General features: G+C 70.9%; 14 protein-coding genes. 8 read left to right on the top strand and 6 right to left on the bottom strand.

What is annotated here, in order from left to right; all coding sequences use genetic code 11:
• The first annotated feature begins 34 nt into the window (after window positions 1-34).
• The 7 genes from kdd (at window position 35) to JI751_RS10160 (ending at window position 7,195) form a co-directional block, all read left to right on the top strand.
• Entirely contained in the window at window positions 35-1,102 is a 1,068-nt protein-coding gene (gene kdd / locus JI751_RS10190) for an L-erythro-3,5-diaminohexanoate dehydrogenase (RefSeq protein WP_201936011.1), read from the top strand.
• Complete coding sequence (gene kamD, locus JI751_RS10185; RefSeq protein WP_201936009.1) at window positions 1,102-2,700, top strand: lysine 5,6-aminomutase subunit alpha; 1,599 nt, start codon at window positions 1,102-1,104, stop codon at window positions 2,698-2,700. The genes kdd and kamD overlap by 1 nt, the downstream gene beginning before the upstream one ends.
• 76 nt (window positions 2,701-2,776) lie before the next feature.
• Complete coding sequence (gene kamE / locus JI751_RS10180) at window positions 2,777-3,514, top strand: lysine 5,6-aminomutase subunit beta (protein WP_201936008.1); 738 nt, start codon at window positions 2,777-2,779, stop codon at window positions 3,512-3,514.
• Entirely contained in the window at window positions 3,511-3,912 is a 402-nt protein-coding gene (gene kal, locus JI751_RS10175) for a 3-aminobutyryl-CoA ammonia lyase (RefSeq protein ID WP_201936007.1), read from the top strand. Before kamE ends, kal begins: the two co-directional genes overlap by 4 nt.
• 435 nt (window positions 3,913-4,347) lie before the next feature.
• Window positions 4,348-5,895, top strand: coding sequence for an apolipoprotein N-acyltransferase (gene lnt, locus JI751_RS10170; RefSeq protein WP_201936006.1), 1,548 nt, complete (start codon window positions 4,348-4,350; stop codon window positions 5,893-5,895).
• Between the two features lie 26 nt (window positions 5,896-5,921).
• Window positions 5,922-6,644, top strand: a complete 723-nt coding sequence (locus JI751_RS10165; protein ID WP_201937032.1) for a polyprenol monophosphomannose synthase — start codon at window positions 5,922-5,924, stop codon at window positions 6,642-6,644.
• A complete protein-coding gene (locus tag JI751_RS10160; protein ID WP_201936005.1) occupies window positions 6,641-7,195 on the top strand; it encodes an FxsA family protein in 555 nt (184 codons plus the stop codon). The genes JI751_RS10165 and JI751_RS10160 overlap by 4 nt, the downstream gene beginning before the upstream one ends.
• Before the next feature lie 26 nt (window positions 7,196-7,221).
• Here JI751_RS10160 and JI751_RS10155 read toward each other — a convergent pair whose 3' ends face one another.
• The 3 genes from JI751_RS10155 to JI751_RS10145 all read right to left on the bottom strand — a co-directional run bounded on the left by JI751_RS10155 (window position 7,222) and on the right by JI751_RS10145 (window position 10,004).
• Entirely contained in the window at window positions 7,222-7,602 is a 381-nt protein-coding gene (locus tag JI751_RS10155) for an RNA polymerase-binding protein RbpA (RefSeq protein ID WP_201936004.1), read from the bottom strand.
• A 255-nt stretch (window positions 7,603-7,857) separates the two neighbouring features.
• A complete protein-coding gene (locus tag JI751_RS10150; protein WP_201936003.1) occupies window positions 7,858-9,219 on the bottom strand; it encodes an MFS transporter in 1,362 nt (453 codons plus the stop codon).
• Entirely contained in the window at window positions 9,216-10,004 is a 789-nt protein-coding gene (locus JI751_RS10145; RefSeq protein WP_201936001.1) for a glycerophosphodiester phosphodiesterase family protein, read from the bottom strand. Before JI751_RS10145 ends, JI751_RS10150 begins: the two co-directional genes overlap by 4 nt.
• A 44-nt stretch (window positions 10,005-10,048) precedes the next feature.
• On the opposite strand from JI751_RS10145, the gene JI751_RS10140 reads away from it, so the two are divergent.
• A complete protein-coding gene (locus JI751_RS10140) occupies window positions 10,049-10,300 on the top strand; it encodes a TFIIB-type zinc ribbon-containing protein (protein ID WP_201935999.1) in 252 nt (83 codons plus the stop codon).
• Window positions 10,301-10,454: 154 nt separating this feature from the next.
• On the opposite strand, the gene JI751_RS10135 is transcribed toward JI751_RS10140, so the two are convergent.
• The 3 genes from JI751_RS10135 to JI751_RS10125 all read right to left on the bottom strand — a co-directional run bounded on the left by JI751_RS10135 (window position 10,455) and on the right by JI751_RS10125 (window position 15,050).
• Window positions 10,455-11,978, bottom strand: a complete 1,524-nt coding sequence (locus JI751_RS10135) for a helix-turn-helix domain-containing protein (RefSeq protein WP_201935997.1) — start codon at window positions 11,976-11,978, stop codon at window positions 10,455-10,457.
• A gap of 59 nt (window positions 11,979-12,037) precedes the next feature.
• Window positions 12,038-13,450: an SGNH/GDSL hydrolase family protein gene (locus JI751_RS10130; protein ID WP_201935995.1), complete on the bottom strand. Its 1,413-nt coding sequence runs from the start codon at window positions 13,448-13,450 to the stop codon at window positions 12,038-12,040.
• Between the two features lie 64 nt (window positions 13,451-13,514).
• Complete coding sequence (locus tag JI751_RS10125) at window positions 13,515-15,050, bottom strand: hypothetical protein (protein ID WP_201935993.1); 1,536 nt, start codon at window positions 15,048-15,050, stop codon at window positions 13,515-13,517.
• Between the last annotated feature and the right edge of the window lie 2 nt (window positions 15,051-15,052).

Below are 15,052 nucleotides of genomic sequence, written 5' to 3'. Positions count from 1 at the left end.
CTCATCTGGTGCTTGACGAGAAGGACTACCTGTTATGAACGCGTCGACGGGCACCCGCACCGGCGATCCCACCGGCCTGCACCGCGTCCTCGACGACGGCGTCGTGCTCCCGCAGGCCGCCCAGCGCCTCGATGCCCGCGCGGAGCTGTGGCCCGACGAGGTGAGGGTGCGCGTCGAGCGGCTCAACCTCGACGCCGCGTCCTTCCGCCAGCTCGAGCGCAAGCACACGACCTACGGCGAGACCGACGGTGCCGCGGTACGCGCCGAGGTCCTCGACATCGTCGCCACCCGCGGCAAGATGCAGAACCCCGTCACCGGCTCCGGCGGGATGCTCGTCGGCACCGTGGAGGAGGTCGGCCCCGAGTCGCCCCTCGGCCTGGCGGTCGGCGACAAGGTCGCCACCCTCGTCAGCCTCACGCTCACCCCGCTGGTCATCGAGGACGGCCTCGCGGGCTGGGACGGTCGCAGCGAGCAGGTGCCGTGCGACGGCTACGCCGTGCTCTTCGGCCGCTCGATCGCCGCCGTCATCCCCGACGACCTCGACCCGGCGCTGTCGCTCAGCGTCATGGACGTCTGCGGCGCACCGGCCCTGACCGCGCGCGTGGTGGGGGAGTACGTCGAGCAGGGCAGGGCCCCTGTCGTCGCGGTCATCGGCGGAGCGGGCAAGTCCGGCTCCCTCAGCCTCGCCGCCGCGCGTGCGGCGGGTGCCGGCCGGACGATCGGCGTCGTGCCCCACGCCGGTGAGCACGAGCTGCTGGCCGGCGCCGGCATCGCCGACGTCGTCGCCATCGCCGACGCCCGCGACCCGATCGCCCTGCGCGACGCCGTCACGGAGGCGGGCGGCCCGGCCGACGTCACCGTCGTCTGCGTCGACGTCCCGGGCTGCGAGGGCGGCGCGATCCTCGCCACCGCCGAGGGCGGCACCGTCATCTTCTTCTCCATGGCCACCAGCTTCAGCGCCGCGGCGCTCGGCGCGGAGGGTCTCGCCGCGGACGTGCGGATGCTTGTCGGCAACGGCTACGTCCCGGGCCACGCGGCCTACGCGATGGAGCTCCTGCGTGCCGACGCAGGAGTCCGTGCACTCTTCGAGCGGAGGCTCTGATGGCACTCACGAAGAAGCGCACCAGCCAGCTCGGCATCGACAAGGCCGACGTCCGCCGCGCACGCACGCTCGCGCGCCAGGTCGGCAAGCCCATCGTCGACCTCGCGACCCGGCACACGACCGTCAGCGTCGAGCGGGCCACGCTGCGCCTGGCGGGCCTCGGCGGCGCCGACCCCGACGGCACGCCGTGGGTCAACCGCCTCGCCGACGCCGTACGTGCCGACGTCGGGCTCGAGCACGGCGTCAGCCTCCCGGTGTGGGACGCGCTGCTGCGCGGCGAGGGCGACGACCTGCTCACCCTGGCCCAGAAGGCCGCCGCCGGCTCGGTCACGTTCCGGATCCCCGCGGGCAGGGACGCCACCCGCGCCCGTACGGCCTCGCGCAAGGCCGTCGCCGCCGGCATCAAGCAGATCGACCGGCAGCGTGCGGCCCGCGAGAGGATGATCGCCAAGGTCGGTGACGCCCCGAGCAAGCCCTGGATCTACCTCATCGTCGCCACCGGCGACATCCACGAGGACATCCCGCAGGCGCAGGCCGCGGCCCGCGAGGGCGCCGACGTGATCGCGGTGATCCGCTCGACGGGTCAGTCGCTGCTCGACTTCGTGCCCGAGGGCGCGACCCGCGAGGGCTTCGCCGGGACCTACGCGACCCAGGAGAACTTCCGCCTGATGCGCGCGGCGCTCGACGAGACGTCGAAGGAGCTCGGCCGCTACGTCCGGCTGACCAACTACGCCTCCGGCCTCTGCATGCCGGAGATCGCCACGCTGGCCGGGCTCGAGCGGCTCGACATGATGCTCAACGACTCGATGTACGGGATCCTCTTCCGCGACATCAACCCGATCCGCACGTTCGTCGACCAGCGCTTCAGCCGCCAGATCCACGCGCGCGCCGGCATCATCATCAACACCGGCGAGGACAACTACCTCACCACCGCCGACGCCGTCGAGGCCGCGCACACGGTGACGACGAGCCAGCTGCTCAACGAGTACTTCGCCAAGGAGGCCGGCCTCGAGGACTGGCAGCTCGGCCTGGGCCACGCGTTCGAGATCGACCCCGAGGTGCCCGACTCGTTCCGCCTCGAGCTCGCCCACGCGATGCTGGCCCGCGAGCTGTTCCCCGACGCGCCGCTCAAGTGGATGCCGCCGACGCGCCACATGACCGGTGACATCTTCAAGGGCTACCTCCTCGACGGCTTCTTCAACCTCGTCGGCGCGATGACCGGCCAGGGCATCCTCCTGGTCGGGATGATGACCGAGGCCGTCGTGACGCCGTGGATCTCCGACCGCGACCTCGCGCTGCAGAACGTCCGCTACGTCATGAACGCCGCCGGCAACCTCCACGAGGACTTCCACCCCTCGCCCGAGGGCTTCATCGCCAGCCGCGCCCGCGAGGTGCTGGGCCTGGCCGTGGACCTGATGGAGGAGATCAAGGCCGACAGGAGCGTCGCCGGCCAGCCCCCGCTGCTGTCGGCGATCGCCGACGGCACCTTCGGCCTGATGAAGCGCCCCGCCGACAAGGGCCGCGGCCTCGACGGGGTCGCGAAGAAGGCGGCCGACTACTACAACCCGGCGACCGAGATCCTCGAGGGGGAGAAGTGAGCGAGCGCAGCGAGCGAACCATCCAACACAGCGCCACTCGTGCCTCATGGGCGCACGGAGCGAAGCGAGTACGTCCATGAGCTTGATCAGGCCGTACGGCGACACCACCGGCGACGGCATGGTGCAGCTGTCCTTCACCCTCCCGATCGCGCACTCCAAGGTGGCCGAGGGCGCCGCGGTGCAGCTCGCCAACAAGATGGGCATGGACCCTGCGCTCGTCGTGCACGCCAAGCCGATGGGGGAGGGCTTCACGTTCTTCGTCGTCTACGGCCGCGTCAACCACCTCGTCGACCCCAGCACCGTCGAGGTCGTCGAGCGCGACTACCCGCTGCTGACGCCCAAGGAGGCCAACGCCGCGATCAAGCGTTCGATGCGCCGGCGGCTGGTCGTCGTGGGCGGCTGCATCGGCACCGACGCCCACACCGTCGGGATCGACGCGATCCTCAACATCAAGGGCTTCGCCGGCGAGAAGGGCCTGGAGTACTACCGCGAGCTCAAGGTGGTCAACCTGGGCGCCCAGGTCTCCGTGCCGCAGCTCGTCGAGGCCGCACGCGAGGAGAAGGCGGACGCCGTCCTCGTCTCCCAGGTCGTCACCCAGCGCGATGCCCACCTGCTCAACACCCGCGAGATGTCCGCGGCCTTCCGAGAGGCCTATCCCGCAGCCAAGCGGCCGCTGCTCGTCGTCGGCGGCCCCCGCTTCGACGAGACCATGGCCGGCGAGCTCGGCGTCGACCGCGTCTTCACCAGGGGTACGACGCCGGGCGAGGTCGCGTCGTTCATCGTCCACCGCCTCACGAACAGGACCGCGTCATGAGCGAGCACCAGACCCGGGTCGGCACCGTGGTGACCCACCGTCGCTACGTCCCCTACTCGCACGCCCACTACGCCGGCAACCTGGTCGACGGCGCCTACAGCCTGGGCCTCTTCGGCGACGTGGCCACGGAGATGTGCATCGTCCTCGACGGCGACGAAGGCCTGTTCGCTTCCTACTCCGACGTCCAGTTCAAGGCCCCCGTCCGGGCCGGTGACGTCCTCGAGATCACCGCCACGCTGGTCCGGGAAGGCACCCGCAGCCGGGTGATGGACTTCGCCGTCCACGTGGTCGGCCGGGGTGCCCCCACCGAAGCCGCGCCGGGTGCCGCCGAGGTCCTCGACCCGCCGGTGGTGGCCACCACGGCGACCGGCACGGTCGTCGTACCACCTGCGTCCTAGGTCGCTGCTCCGGCCCGTTCGCACCCCACATGCACACCGCCTCGGCGTGTCGCCCGCGACACGCCGGGGCGGAGCAGATTTGAACGAAAAAATCGGCCGTGGCATGCACGGCGTTGACCTGCGGTTTCGCGCATCGTCGCAGGTCAGGAGCGTGTTGACACTCCCGGCGACGGGAGGGATCGTTCCGTCGTCCGCCTGTGCAGCTCGTGGGTGGTGCCTTCGGCAGTGGGAGGTCAGACGTGGGGTACGCGACGCCAGCGATGCCCGCCGTCCGACGTCGCGTCGAGTGCGCCCCGCGGGAGCCGGATGCGGGAGGAGCCACGCGGCCGTAGACAACTTCGCGTGATCATCAGCCAGGTGGTCGCGCGTTGGTCCGAAGCCGCGCCGCTCCTCCCGCACCCTGCAGGCACGCGCACGTCGGCTACGGTCTGGGACGTGCCGCTCCGCTGCCTCGTCGCCCTCGTCGGCGGCCTCGTGCTGGCGGCAGCCTTCGAGCCGGTCGGGTTCGCATGGCTGATGCCACCGGCGATCGCCGCCCTCGTGCTGTCGGTGCGCGGCCTGGGCCCACGCAGGGCCTGGCTCCCCACGCTGCTCTTCGGCATCACCTTCACCTATGCCGTCATGGTGTGGATGCGCTCGGTCGGCACCGACGCGTGGATCGCGATGTGCGCGCTCGAGGCGTCGTTCTTCGTGCCGCTCGGCATCGGTCTCGCCTGGGCCAGCCGGTTGCGCGCCTGGCCCGTCTGGACGGCGCTGTGGTGGGTCGGGATCGAGGTCTGGCGCAGCGGGTTCCCCTTCAGCGGGATGCCGTTCGGCCGGCTCGCCTTCGCCACCGCGGACACGCCGTGGGGTGACGCGCTGCCGTGGATCGGGGTGACCGGCGTGAGCCTCCTGGTCGCCCTCACCGGCACGTCGCTGGCCTGGGTGGTGCTGCACCTGCGCGACGCCCGCCGCGCGTCCCTCGCCGTCGTCGCGGGCCTGGCTGTCGTCACCGTAGCGCCCGTGCTCGTGCCGTTCCAGGTCGACGAGACCGGCACGACGACCGTCGCCGCGGTCCAGGGCGACGTGCCCGGCACCGGCCTCGACGTCGTCGCGCACCACCGGGAGGTGACGGCCAACCACGTACGCCTCACCGAGGAGCTCGCGGACGCCGTGGCGGCGGGGCAGGAGCCCCAGCCCGACTTCGTGCTGTGGCCGGAGAACTCGACGGCGGTCGACCCCTTCCTCGACGACGGCGTGCACGCCGGCATCATCGCCGCCTCCGACGCCATCGACGTGCCGATCGTCGTGGGCGGGGTGTCCGGCGACCCGCTCGACGAGACCCGGGTGCTCAACCAGGGCATCGTCTACACACCCGGCGTCGGCGGCGGCGACCGCTACACCAAGCTCCACCCGGTGCCGTACGGCGAGTACATCCCGTTCCGCGGCAGCCTGATCCCCTCCACCTACGGCAAGCTGACGATGGTGCCGCGCGACATGGTCCGCGGCACGAGCTACGAGCCGATCCGGGTGGGCGACGTGATGGTCGCCGACGCGATCTGCTTCGACGTGGCCTACGACGACGGCATCAGCGGCCAGGTGGCGCGTGGCGCGCAGCTGGTCACCGTGCAGACCAGCAACGCGATGTTCAGCCGGACCGGCCAGCTCGCGCAGCAGTTCGAGATCAGCCGGCTGCGTGCGCTGGAGACGGGCCGCTGGGTGGTCGTCGCGGCCGTCAACGGCATCTCGGGCGTCGTACGTCCCGACGGGGAGGTGGTCGCGTCGGTGCCGGCGCGCGGCCAGGAGGTGCTGGTCGAGACCGTCGGGCTCAGCACGTCGATCACCCCTGCGGTGCGGCTGGGCGTGTGGCCGGGACGGGCGGCCCTCGCCTTCCTCGTCCTCCACACGGCGCTCGTCGTGATCACCTATCGTCGTCGGCGACGGGGCGACCGCACCGTCGACACCGGGACTGAACCCACCATCGAGCGGAGTGGCACATCGTGAGCGTCGAGGGCCTCGGGCGGGTCGTCATGGTGATCCCGACCTACAACGAGTCGGAGAACCTCGAGTGGATCGTGGGCCGTCTCCGCGAGGCCCAGCCGGGCGTCGACGTGATGGTCGTCGACGACAACAGCCCCGACGGCACCGGCGCCATCGCCGACTGGATGGCCGCGGAGGACCCGGCGGTGTCGGTGGTCCACCGGACCGAGAAGGCCGGTCTCGGCGCCGCCTACCTCAATGGCTTCGCCGTCGCGCTGGAGGCGGGCTACGACGTGGTCGGGGAGATGGACGCCGACGGCTCCCACCAGCCCGAGCAGCTGCACCGGCTCCTCGACGCCCTCCACACCGCTGACCTCGTGATCGGCTCGCGCTACGTGCCGGGCGGCTCGGTCGTGAACTGGCCGCTCCAGCGCCTCGCCCTGTCCCGGGGCGGCAACCTCTATGTCCGCCTGCTGCTCGGCATCAAGGTCAAGGACGCCACGGCCGGCTTCCGCCTCTTCCGTCGTACGACGTTGGAGGCGATCGACCTTGGCTCGGTGCTGTCTACTGGATACGTGTTCCAGACCGACCTCGCCTACCGCACGGTGACCCGCGGCCTCACGGTCCGCGAGGTCCCGATCGAGTTCATCGAGCGCGTGCGCGGCGACTCCAAGATGAGCGGGCAGGTGGCGAGCGAGTCGCTCAAGCTCATCACCCGCTGGGGCCTGTCGGAGCGACGTGCCCGGTTCCGCGGCCGCCGGAGCCCGTCGTGAGCCAGCCCGCGGCGCCACGCCGCGGACCGGGTCGTACGCCGGCCCGCCGCCGCGCCTGGGTGCGCCCGGCCCTCGTGGTCGCCTTCGTCGTCGTGCCGCTGGTCGAGATCTGGGCGATCCTCCAGGTCGGCCAGCTCGTCGGTCCGTGGTGGACCATCGCCCTGCTGGTCCTCGACTCGATGCTCGGCGCGTGGCTGATCAAGCGCGAGGGCGCCCGTGCGTGGAAGGCGCTGCGCGACGCGCTCCAGGGTGGCCGGATGCCGGCCAGGGAGATCGCCGACGGTGCGCTGATCCTCATCGCCGGCACCTTGATGCTGAGCCCCGGGTTCGTCCTCGACCTCGTCGGGCTCCTGCTGCTCCTGCCCGTCACCCGACCCCTCGCCCGGCGGATCCTGACGACGTTCGTCGAGCGCCGGCTCGTCGTCGGTCCCGGATTAGGCTCGTTCGGCGCGGCTGGTCCGTTCGGCGGCGGCCCGTTCGGACCGGGAAATGACCGACGCCCCGGAGCCGGGCCCGAGGGCCCGGTCGTCCGGGGCGACGTGGTCGACTGACCGAGTCCGTCTGGACAGGTCCAGCCTCAGCTGACCCGCTTCTTGCGGTTCGCGCGGTGCAGGTGTGCGGGACCGATCTCGCCACCGCGGAGCAGCTCGAGGCGCTCCTTGAGGATGTCCTCGAGCTCCTTCTCCGAGCGACGCTCCAGAAGCATGTCCCAGTGCGTGCGAGCGGGCTTCTCGACCTTGGCCTCCGGCTCGATGCCTGCCGTGCTGAGTGCCTCCGCCCCACAACGGGGACACTCCCAGACTGCCGGGATGTCGGCCTCGACCGACATCGTCACCTCGAACTCGTGTCCCTGCTTGCACAGGTAGCCGACCTGCTGACGAGCCGCGAACTCGATCCCGCGCTCGTCCTCAAAGCTCTGGCCACCGAGCCTCGCGCCACGCAGTGTGCGCTCCGCCACCGTGCCCACCTCCAAATGGGTTTGCTGACCCCGTTGTTGTATTCGGGTTGTGAATGAGACGGGCGAACTCGTGGTCCGTGACGCCGAGCGTGTCGGCGCGGCCCGCCTCCGTGATCTTTCAACCGTAGCGGGAGCGCCCACATTCCGCGGATTCGCTGAGCGTGGATCACACGCTCAAGCGCGACTCATTGCACCCCTAGGGGTGCAGCCGCGTGCGGTTACGGCTTCATCCGGACGTGATCCAGATCACACGAGTCAGATGACGCGCGGTACGTCGTTGCCCGCCTCGCGGATGCCGCGCTCGGTGTCGACGCGCAGGAGCAGCAGCCCGCCGAGGACGAAGAAGGCGATGAGGGCGAAGATCGCGGGCCGGTAGGAGTCCGTCAGCTGGTAGACCAGGCCGAAGACGAGCGTCCCGAACCACGACGTACCGCGGTCCATCGCGTGGTAGAAGCTGAAGTACTCCGCCTCCTTGCCACGCGGGATGAGCAGCGAGAAGTAGGACCGGGCCAGCGCCTGCGTGCCGCCCAGCACGATGCCGATCGCGACGCCGAGCAGCAGGAACGGGACCAGGCCCTCCTCGGGCAGGAAGAGGGCGGCGGTCACGATGAGCATCCAAACCACCAGGCCGCCGAGGATGGTGTGCTTGGCACCGAACCGCTTGGCCAGCCTGCCGAAGGCGAGCGCACCGCCGAAGGCGACGAACTGGACCAGCAGGATCGTGCCGATCAGCACCGACTGGCCGAAGCCGAGCTCCTCCGAGCCGTAGGTCGACGCCGACGCGATCACCGTCTGGATCCCGTCGTTGAAGAACAGGTAGGCGAGCAGGAAGTTGAGCGCCACGGGGTACTTCGGGAGCTCGCGCAGCGTCTTGGCGAGCTGGCCGAAGCTCTCGGCGAAGATGCCCTGGTTCCCGCCGGCGCTCTCGGCGAGCGGGATCGGCTCGTGGTCGTTGAGCTTGAGGTAGGGGATCAGGGTGAACGCCGCCCACCAGATGCAGGCCGACAGCATGCTGATCCGCGCGGCCATGCCGGTGCTGAGGCCGAAGGGCAGGATCGTGACCAGCGCGAGGTTCACCGCCAGCAGGAGGCCGCCACCGAGGTAGCCCCAGGCCCAGCCGCGCGACGACACCCGGTCGCGGTTCTCCTCGTCGGAGATCAGCGGCAGGATCGAGTCGTTCACGACCAGCGAGGCGCCGAGGAAGATGTTGGCGAGAAAGAAGCCGACCGCTCCGATCTGCCAGTTGTCGTCGGTGGCGAAGAAGATCAGCGCGCCCGACGCGGCACCGAGCCAGGCGAAGATCGCCAGCAGGCGCTTCTTGTTGGCCGTGCGGTCGGCGATGGGTCCCATCAGTGGCAGCACGATCGCGGAGATGATCGTGGAGATGGTCACGAGGTACGACGGCAGCGAGCCCGGCGCGACCGAGATCCCCAGCAGGGAGATCCGGTTGTCGACCGCGGCCTCCTTGGCGATCGCGATGATGTAGGGCGCGAACAGCACGGTGCTGACGGTGGTCACGTAGGCACTGTTGGCCCAGTCGTACCAGTACCAGGCCTTCTGCTCCCGGGCCTGCTCCAACGGCGCCAGGTTGGCGATCCCGCCATCGACGTGGCTCATGCGTCACCCCTCCACTGTCCGCGCTCGCGGAGCACGTCCCTGAGTATGTCCGTGCGATCGGTCATGATGCCGTCGACACCACGGTCGAGGAGGGTGTTCATCTCAATTGGGTCGTCAATGGTCCAGACGTGCACCTGGACGCCGGCCGCGTGCGCACGGCGTACGAGCGCGGGCGTGACCACCACCAGGCGGCCCTGCCGGTGCGGCACCTGGAGCGCCAGCGGCCTGCCGCGGGTCAGCCACCGCGCCAGCCGACCGCTGGGGCTGAGGACGAAGGCGGCCACCTCGAGCGGGTGCGCGGAGGTCGCGACCCGTCCGGCCGTACGCCGCCGGAAGGCGCCCATCCGGCGCCGCGAGAATGACCCGACCAGCACCCGGTCCCAGGCCTGCCGCTCCTCGATGAAGGCGGCGAGCGCCACCACAGCGCCCTCCGACTTGAGGTCGATGTTGAACCGCGCGCCGGGGAACGCATCGAAGAGCTCGGCCAGCGTCGGCACCGGCTCGCGCCCGCCGATCGAGGCCTGCTGCACCTCGGCGTACGTCGTCTCGGCGATGTTGCCGGTGCGGTCGGTCACCCGGTCCAGGACGGTGTCGTGGAAGGCCAGCAGCACGCCGTCGCTGGTGACGTGGACGTCGGTCTCGAGGTAGGTGTAGCCGAGCTCGACGGCGTGCGCGAACGCGGCCAGCGTGTTCTCCAGGCCCTCGATCTCGGGGTGGTAGGCACCACCTCGGTGCGCGAAGGCGAGGGGGCGGGGGGAGTCGAGGTATCCCGAGGGTGTCGTCACCGGAGAAGTATGGGTCTCGGGAGTACCTTCGGGGGATGGAGAGCATGACGTGTCCCCGGTGCAGCGCGGAGATGGACGAGCGCACCCTGGGTGAGGCCACCGTCCACCAGTGCCCCGAGGGTCACGGCGTCTTCCTGTCGCGCGCCGACCTCGGCGTGCTGATCGAGGCCGAGACCGACTGGCACCGCAACGCCGGCCAGCACACCGCCCCGATGCCGCGGATCACCGCCGACATGACCGCCCCGCCGTCGACCGGCAAGGTGTCGCGCGCCTGGGTGGAGACCCTCTTCGGCTGATCCAGCACTCGGATGGTCGAGGTGCGAGCGCAGCGAGCCTCGACCCGTCACGGTGAGATTTCGACGCACACGTCGCGGCTTCGTCCCTCAGCCGCGGTGCTTGCTCAATCTGGCCACGCGACGCAGTGCGCGCGAGCGCGCCCTGCTGCGTGTCTCAGATGTCCCGGAAGGTCTCGATGTTGGCGCCGAGCTCGTTGAGGCGCTCGGCGAGGTCCTCGTAGCCGCGGTGGATGACGTAGGTCGAGCGCAGCACGCTGCGACCCTTCGAGGCGAGCATCGCGATGAGGAGCACGACAGCCGGGCGCAGCGCGGGAGGGCACACGATCTCCGCGCCGGAGAAGTGCGTCGGTCCCTCGACGAGCACCCGGTGCGGGTCGAGCAGCTTGACCGAGGCGCCGAGCTTGTTGAGCTCGGTGAAGTAGATGGCCCGGTTCTCGTAGACCCAGTCGTGCAACATCGTCTGGCCGTCGGCGACCGCGGCGATGACCGCGAAGAACGGCAGGTTGTCGATGTTGAGGCCGGGGAACGGCATCGGGTGGATCTTGTCGAGCGGCGCGCGCAGCTCGGAGGGATGGGTGGTGATGTCGACCAGGCGCGTCTCGCCGTTGCGGGCGGGGTACTCCTCGGAGCGGTCGTAGCGGAAGCCCATCTCCTCCAGGATCGCCAGCTCGAGCTCGAGGAACTCGATCGGCACCCGACGGATGGTGATCGACGACTTGGTCACGATCGCGGCGGCGAGCAGTGACATCGCCTCGATCGGGTCCTCGGAGGGGGCGTAGTCGACGTCGACGTCGATCGACGACGTGCCGGTGACCGTGAGGGTGGTGGTGCCGATGCCCTCGACACCGACGCCGAGCCGCTGCAGGTAGAAGCAGAGGTCCTGGACCATGTAGTTGGACGAGGCGTTGCGGATGATCGTGGTGCCCGGGTGCAGGGCGGCTGCCATCAGCGCGTTCTCGGTGACCGAGTCGCCACGCTCCGTCAGCACGATGGGGCGCTGCGGCTCGATGGTCCGGTTGACCAGCGCGTGGTAGGCACCGTCGGTCGCCTTGACCTCCAGGCCGAACGGCCGGAGGGCGGTCATGTGGGGCTCGACGGTGCGGGTGCCGAGGTTGCAGCCGCCGGCGTAGGGCAGCTCGAACTCGTCCACGCGGTGCAGCAGCGGGCCGAGGAACATGATCACCGAGCGGGTGCGGCGCGCGGCGCCCTCGTCGATCTGTGACAGGTCGAGCTCGGCGGGCGGGATGATCTCGAGGTCGTTCTCGTCGCCGACCCAGCGGGTCGCGACACCGAGGGAGTTGAGCACCTCGAGGAGCCGGTTGACCTCCTCGATGCGCGCGACCTTGCGCAGCGTCGTACGTCCCTTGTTGAGCAGCGAGGCACACAGCAGCGCGACGCCGGCGTTCTTCGACGTCTTCACGTCGATGGAGCCGGAGAGGGTGGTCGGCCCGTCGACGCGCAGGTGCGTCGGCCCGGCGCCGAGGGCGACGATCTCGGAGTCGAGGGCCGCGCCGATGCGGGCGAGCATCTCGAGCGAGAGGTTCTGGTGCCCCTTCTCGATGCGGTTGATCGCGCTCTGGCTGGTGCCGAGCAGCTCCGCGAGCTGGTGCTGGGTGAGTCCGCGGTGCTTGCGCGCGTCGCGGATCAGGTTCCCGATACGACCCTTGTAGTCAGCCATGCCGACCACGGTATCTCAAATATGAGATAAAGCGAGACAGCCCGTCGACGTGCGTCGCGTCACCGCCGGACGCGCACCACGACGCGGTCCCTGACGCGGGGCGCCAAGCGGTCCCGGTAGGTCACGACGAGCCGGGTGCGACCCGGACGGAGATGGCGGATGCGAAGCCGGGTGCGCCCGTCCGCAGAGGGCCGCAGCCGCGTGGCCTTCAGCACCTTCGCATGGTGCGCACGGCGCACGACGACGCGTCCCGCGGGCGCGGTGCCGTCCGAGCGGCGGGAGCGGATCCGCAGCACCACGGCCTGGTCGCGGGCCACGGGTCGCTTCGGCGCACGGACCCGCAGGGACGCCGTCAGCGGCTTGGTGGTCGGGGGAGCGGTCGTGGGGGGAGCGGTCGCCCCGGCGCCATAGGTGCCGCCGGCGAGGAGGAGCTCGGAGTAGGCGGCCTGGCCCAGGTCGTTGGGGTGGTACCAGAGGCTGAGGTCGGGGCCGCTGAACGCCTCGTTGATCCACGTCTGCGGGTTGGTCGTCTGCGCGTCGGGCTCGTGGCCGGAGAACTTCGTGGTGACGCCGCCGACGAAGGTCATCTGGCCGGGGTGACCGACGTTGGCCGCGGCGGGGACGGTCGCGAGCTCGGCCGTGGCGTCGGTGATGAGGCTCCGCACCGCGTCGCCCGCCGGGTAGGAGCCCGACGGGTCGGGCAGGCTGAAGCCGTTGTCGACCTGGAGCCAGGGATAGCCCAGCTGGACGATCTTCGCGTCCTCGCGCAGGCCGCGGGCGCGCAGCGCCGCCACGTCCGCCAGCAGTGCCTGCTTGATGGCGGGGATGCGCGATCGAGCGGTGTCGACGGCTGCGCGGCACGATGCCGCGGTGCGGGTCAGGACCACGAAGCAGCTCTGGACGATGGTCGTGAAGCCCGCGTCGTTGCCGCCCATGGTGAAGACGACGAGATCGGTGTCCGCGGTGACGAAGTCGGCCTGCGGCCTGAGGTTGCGGGTGCAGTCGTAGGTGATCGCCACCCCGGGGACCACTGCTGTCGCCCGGTAGGTCCAGAACTCTTCGGCCGGGAACGTCCCGGTGTTGCACGGGTCGGTCGCCCGGAGGTGGGCGTCGGCCTGGTCGGTGGTCGTGACGTCCGCCGGCGCCGGGGCGACCTTGTTGGCCTGGGTGTCCATCGCCCGCGGCGTGTGGACGTCGGGCGTCTGGCCGCCGCTGCAGGCGTGGTTGGCGAGGTTGACCGTGAGTCCCTGGGTGCGCAGCCCGGCCGCGTACCTCTCGGCCCAGTTGGTCGTGTTGCGGTAGCAGTCGACCGGGCCGTACGTCGCTCCCGTGGCGCCGTTGCCGGCCGAGTAGGAGTCGCCGATGACCAGCACGTCGAGGGTCTGGCCGGCCGCGGCCGGCGCCGCCTGGGCGGAGGGCACGGCCGCGGCAGCGGTGGCGACGAGCACGAGTGCGGAGAGGATGCGGATCACATCAACAGTCAACGACTCCGCGGCCGCTCCGTCACGACCCCTCAGGGGTGGGTTGCGACCGGGTTCAGGGGCGCTCGCACCGGCGGGTCACCTCGGCGCTGCAGTAGTCGCGTCGACCCTTGCGGCCGTCCGCGCGGTCCCGACCCGGGCCGCCGACGAGCCGGTCACGCTCGCGGTCGTCCGCCGTGCCGAGGAGCACGTCACGACCCGCGCCACCGAGGGCGACCTGCTGGTTGCGGATGCCGGGTGCCTCGTCGAGGTCGGCGGTGCCGCCCAGCTCGAGACGGTCGGCTCCGCCCTGACCGCGGACGACCACGTCGTCCCCGCTCGCGTAGACCCGGTCGGCACCGCCACCGGCGTGCACACGCGCCAGGGAGCTTTCGTCCACCGTCACCTGGTCCCGACCGGCGCCGGCGCGGACGACGACGATGCTGCCGCTCGCCGAGAGCCTGTCCCTGCGGGCCGTGCCGACGACGACGGTGCGGGCTCCCGATGCCGAGCTGCCGTTCGCGTACACCTCGCGGAAGCCCGCGAGCGGTCCGGAGCGGCCGTCGCAGGTGACCGTACGGTCCACGCGGACCTCCAGCTCGATGTGGCAGGTGGTGTCGATCGACAGCCGGTCGCGGCCGCTCCCGCCGTCGGCCGAGCGGGGGATGAAGGCGTTGTTCCACGACTGGACCGAGAGCACGTCGTCGCCGCCGCCGAGGTCCACGTCACCCACGAGGACGTCCGCGAAGACGACGGACTCGGCGGCGTCGGTGCCCACGAAGCCCACCGCCGGCCCCATGACGACCATCCGCCGCGGCTGGCCCAGCGTGAACGACGCCACCTCGCCCGACCACGCCAGGACCGTGTCGGGACCTGCAGTGACCGTCTGCGCCCGGTTGTCGACGACGACGTTGCCGGTGGACGGGACCCCGAGCCGCCCGAGCGAGCGGATCTCCAGGCGCGGCTCGGACGCAGCGGTGAAGTCGAGCAGTCCCTGCGGTCCCACAGGACCGGCCATGACAGCGAGGCCGCCGCGGCTGCCGAACGTGATCCGGTCGGCATTGAGTCCGCCGGTCGGCGATGTGGACCAGACCTCGGCCACCCCCGTCACGACATCGGTCTGTTGCCCGACCAGCTCCGGGTCAGCGGCCTCCGGGTCGTCGGGGAAGTAGCCGACCTCCTTGTCGGTGTAGACCTTCTCGCCGAGGTCGGCGCCGGCGAAGGTGTCGTTGCCGAGGCCGAGGACGACCTGCATGGTGGTGACGGTGGAGCCCGCCGGGGTGAGGTTCACCACCGTGTCATCGCCGCCGCCCGCGTCGAGGACCCCGACGCGGTCGCGGCCGCCGTAGTGGTCGGTGGTGATCTCGGCCGGGAGGGCGAGGCAGACGGTGTCGTTGCCGCCGAGCGCGTCGAACCTCGTCCAGCCGCCCGGCTCCATCGCGACGACGTCGTCGCCCTCGGTGCCGGTCGTGACGGTCGTGGTCGCGACGATGGTGACCGCCTTGCCCTCGCAGGTCGCGGGGGCGGCCGCGTGGGCTGGTGCGGTGACCAGCCAGGACGTCGAGGCGGCAAGGGCCAGAGCCGCGATCACGGCGGGCTGGGAGTGCTTCATGT

The organism is Nocardioides baculatus, assembly GCF_016735675.1.
In the GTDB taxonomy this organism is placed as follows: domain Bacteria; phylum Actinomycetota; class Actinomycetes; order Propionibacteriales; family Nocardioidaceae; genus Nocardioides; species Nocardioides baculatus.
The sequence above is the reverse complement of the archived record's forward strand: the minus strand, read 5'-3'. Positions and strand labels throughout refer to the sequence as shown.